Here is a 4115-nt window from a genome sequence, read left to right on the forward strand (position 1 = left end):
GCAGAGCGGGGTTGCTCAGGTACAGCGAGGTGGGGTCCAGCACAGCTCTTCCTCCTGGGGTGGGTCGGTTCCGGGCGTCCGTGGGGAGACCGGTGGGAGCACGCCTGCGACGGCGGGCCCGGATCATGTCAACCGTCCGCGGGCACCGCGTTATTCCCCGCCGATCCCGCGGGGCCCGCCCCGTGCGTCCGGGCCCCGGCGGCGCGCCGGCCGAGGATAGGATCGACAGCACGCCTGCTGGGCCGGTCCAGACCTCAGCGAAAGGACGATCCATGCCCGACGTACAGGACCTGCTCGAACCCCGTGGCATCGAGCTCACCGCCACGCACAAGGCCCTGGGCCGGACGCCGGCCCACGCGCTCGTGCTCGGGGTGGCGAAGGGACAGGACGGCGACGGCTCGGGCCGTGTCCTGCTCCCCGCCGGTGAGCAGCGACGGCTCGCCCCCGTGGTGGAGGCCGCGGCGGCGCTGCGCGTGAAGGGTGCCGCCGACGAGGTGACCGTGGTGCCGGCCCCGTCCGGGCTGCCGTTCGCCGTGGTGGTCCTCACCGGGGTCGGCGCCCTGCCCGCCGGGACCGCGGAGCGCGCCGAGGTGCTGCGCCGGGCCGTGGGCGCCGCCGTGCGGCGGCTCGCCGGCACCGACTCCGCGGTGCTCGCCCTGCCCGTGGACTCCGAGCAGGACGCCGCGGCGGTCGCCGAGGGCGCCGCCCTCGGCGCCTTCGCCTTCGCCCACCAGCGCGCGGCGACCGCCGGTGCCGTGCAGGACCCGCTGGCCTCCGCCGTCGTGCACGCCCCGGGCGTGGCGCGCGCCGCGCTGGGCCGGTGCCTCGACCGCGCCGCTGCCCTGGGCCGCGGCGTCCGCGCGGCCCGCACCCTCGTGGACCTCTCCCCCAACGTCATGTACCCGGAGGCCGTGGCGGACTACGCCCGCCGGGCCGCCAGGGGCACCAAGGTCTCCGTGACCGTGCTCGCCGAGAAGGAGCTCGCCAAGGGCGGCTACGGGGGGCTCCTGGGAGTGGGACAGGGCTCCGTGCACGGCCCGCGCCTCGTCAAGCTGGAGTACGCCCCGGCGCGGGCCGCGAAGCACTACGCCTACGTGGGCAAGGGCATCACCTTCGACTCGGGCGGCCTCTCCCTCAAGCCCCCGGCCTCGATGATGACCATGAAGTCGGACATGGCCGGCGCCGCCGCCGTGCTCGCGACCGTCCTCACCGCCGCCGAGCTGGGCCTGCCTGTGAAGGTCACGGGGTGGCTGTGCCTGGCCGAGAACCTGCCCTCGTCGACCGCCACCCGCCCCGGCGACGTCATCACCATCCGCGGCGGCCGCACCGTCGAGGTGCTCAACACCGACGCCGAGGGGCGCCTGGTGCTGGCCGACGGTCTCGTGGCCGCGTGCGAGGAGGCCCCGGACGCCGTCGTCGACATCGCCACGCTGACCGGCGCGCAGATGGTGGCCCTCGGCGCACGGACGTTCGGGATCATGGGCGACGAGACAGTGCGCACCGCCGTGGCCGAGGCCGCCCGCGCCGCCGGCGAGGACGGCTGGCCCATGCCGCTGCCCGAGCACCTGCGCCCGTCCCTGGACTCCAAGGTCGCCGACCTCAAGAACATCGGGGACAAGAACGGCGGGATGCTCGTCGCCGGGATCTTCCTGCGCGAGTTCGTCGGCGGGGGTGACGGGGCACGGGTGCCCTGGGCGCACGTGGACATCGCCGGCCCCTCCTTCAACGAGGGATCGCCCTACGGCTACACCCCGGCGGAGGGCACCGGCGCGGGCGTGCGCACGCTCGTGCGGCTGCTCGAGGACGCGGCCGCCGACCGCGGCTGAGGTCCCGCGACACCCCTGCGCCGGAGGGAGCGCCCGCCTGGTCGCTCCCTCCGGCGTAGGGCTAAGGTATGTACGAAACGAACCCGTCACGGGACGGGTGCGACCCACCCGGAACGACGTCAACGCGCAAGGGAGCCAAACACGTGGCCGACAACGAATTCGACATCCTCGTCCTCGGCGGAGGGAGTGCCGGCTACGCCGCCGCGCTGCGGGCCGTCCAGCTCGGCTTCACCGTGGCGCTGGTGGAGAAGAACAAGCTCGGGGGCACGTGCCTCCACTGGGGGTGCATCCCGACCAAGGCGTACCTGCACTCCGCCGAGCTGGCCGAGGACGCCCGCGAGAGCTCCAAGTACGGCATCCACACCACGCTGGACTCCATCGACATGGCAGCCGTGCGGGAGTACAAGGACAAGATCGTCGCCGGCAAGTTCAAGGGCCTCACGGGTCTGATGAAGATGCGCAAGATCAAGGTCATCGAGGGAGTCGGCAAGCTCACGGGCGAGAACACCGTCGAGGTCGACGGCACCACCTACACCGGCAAGCACATCGTGCTGGCCTCCGGCTCGATCTCCAAGACCCTGGGCGTCGAGATCGGCGGACGGATCATGACCTCCACCGAGGCGCTGGAGATCGACTTCGTGCCCAAGAGCGCCATCGTCCTCGGCGGCGGCGTGATCGGCTGCGAGTTCGCCTCCATGTGGAAGTCCTTCGGCGTGGACGTCACCGTGATCGAGGGCCTCCCCCACCTGGTCGCCAACGAGGACCCCGCGCTCATCAAGATCCTCGAGCGGGAGTTCAAGAAGCGCGGCATCAAGTCCAGCCTCGGCACCTTCTTCGAGAAGGTCGAGCAGGACGACAACGGGGCGAAGGTCACCCTGGCCGACGGCAAGGTCTTCGAGGCCGACATCGTGCTGGTCGCCGTGGGCCGCGGCCCGAACACCGCCGACATGGGCTACGAGGAGCAGGGCATCCCCATGGACCGCGGCTTCGTCACCCCGAACGAGCGCCTGCACACCGGCGTCGGCAACATCTACGCGATCGGCGACATCGTCCCCGGGGTCCAGCTCGCCCACCGCGGCTACCAGCAGGGGCGGTTCGTGGCCGAGGAGATCGCCGGTCTGAACCCCGCCGTCGTCGACGACGTGAACATCCCCAAGGTCACGTTCACCGAGCCGGAAATCGCCTCGGTCGGCTACACCGAGCCGAAGGCGAAGGAGAAGTTCGGCGAGGACAACGTCGAGGTCGCCGAGTACAACCTCGCCGGCAACGGCAAGAGCTCGATCCTGGGCACCGGCGGCATCATCAAGCTGGTGCGCGAGAAGGACGGGCCGATCATCGGCTTCCACGCCATCGGCAAGCGCATCAGCGAGCAGATCGGCGAGGGCCAGCTCATCGTCAACTGGGAGGCCTACCCCGAGGACGTCGCCGCGTTCGTGCACGCGCACCCCACCCAGAACGAGGCCATCGGCGAGGCCGCCATGGCACTCGCGGGCACGCCGCTGCACGGCTGACCGCGTCGAGGCCCCGCCCCTCCCGGGCGGGGCCTCCCCCACTACCCCGGACCCGGGCCCGGCGCCCGGACCGCACCATCGAAGGCACCGAAAGAGAGACGGTCGGACCATGTCAGAAACCGTAAACCTGCCCGCACTGGGCGAATCCGTGACCGAGGGCACCGTGACCCGGTGGCTCAAGCAGGTCGGTGACGAGGTCGCCGTCGACGAGCCCCTGGTCGAGGTCTCCACCGACAAGGTCGACACCGAGATCCCCTCCCCCGTGGCGGGCGTGATCGAGGAGATCCTCGTCGAGGAGGACGAGGACGTCGAGGTCGGCGCGCCGCTGGTCGTCATCGGTGACGGCTCGGGCTCCGGCTCCGGCGGCGGGTCCGGCCAGGACGGTGCCGCCGCGGACACCTCCGCCCAGGAGGCCGAGGACGCCGCGACCGAGGCCGAGACCCCCGAGGCGACCGACGAGGCCGCCGAACAGAAGTCCTCCGGCCAGGAGTCCTCCGGCCAGGAGTCCTCCGGCCAAGAGTCCTCCGGCCAGGAGTCCTCCGGTCAGGAGTCCTCCGGTCAGGAGCAGGCCCCGCAGGCCGAGGCCCAGCAGACGGGCGAGGGCAGCGAGATCACCCTGCCCGCCCTGGGCGAGTCCGTGACCGAGGGCACCGTGACCCGGTGGCTCAAGCAGGTCGGTGACGAGGTCGCCGTCGACGAGCCGCTGCTGGAGGTCTCCACCGACAAGGTCGACACCGAGGTCCCCTCCCCCGTGGCCGGGACCCTGCTGGAGATCCGG

General features: G+C 72.1%; 3 protein-coding genes. All 3 read left to right on the top strand.

Annotated elements, in window-relative coordinates; genetic code table 11:
• Positions 1 to 272 precede the first annotated feature (272 nt).
• The gene (locus tag CK505_RS17950) at positions 273 to 1826 is read left to right on the top strand and encodes a leucyl aminopeptidase (protein WP_017834158.1); all 1554 of its coding nucleotides are present in this window, start codon (positions 273 to 275) and stop codon (positions 1824 to 1826) included.
• 143 nt (positions 1827 to 1969) lie between these two features.
• Positions 1970 to 3337 carry a dihydrolipoyl dehydrogenase gene (gene lpdA / locus CK505_RS17955; protein WP_017834157.1) on the top strand — a complete coding sequence of 456 codons (1368 nt, stop codon included), beginning with the start codon at positions 1970 to 1972 and terminating at the stop codon, positions 3335 to 3337.
• Positions 3338 to 3446: 109 nt separating this feature from the next.
• On the top strand, positions 3447 to 4115 hold a 669-nt coding region (locus tag CK505_RS17960; RefSeq protein ID WP_303621217.1), incomplete at its 3' end, for a biotin/lipoyl-containing protein.

It is taken from the genome of Kocuria sp. WN036, assembly GCF_002287015.1.
In the GTDB taxonomy this organism is placed as follows: domain Bacteria; phylum Actinomycetota; class Actinomycetes; order Actinomycetales; family Micrococcaceae; genus Kocuria; species Kocuria rosea.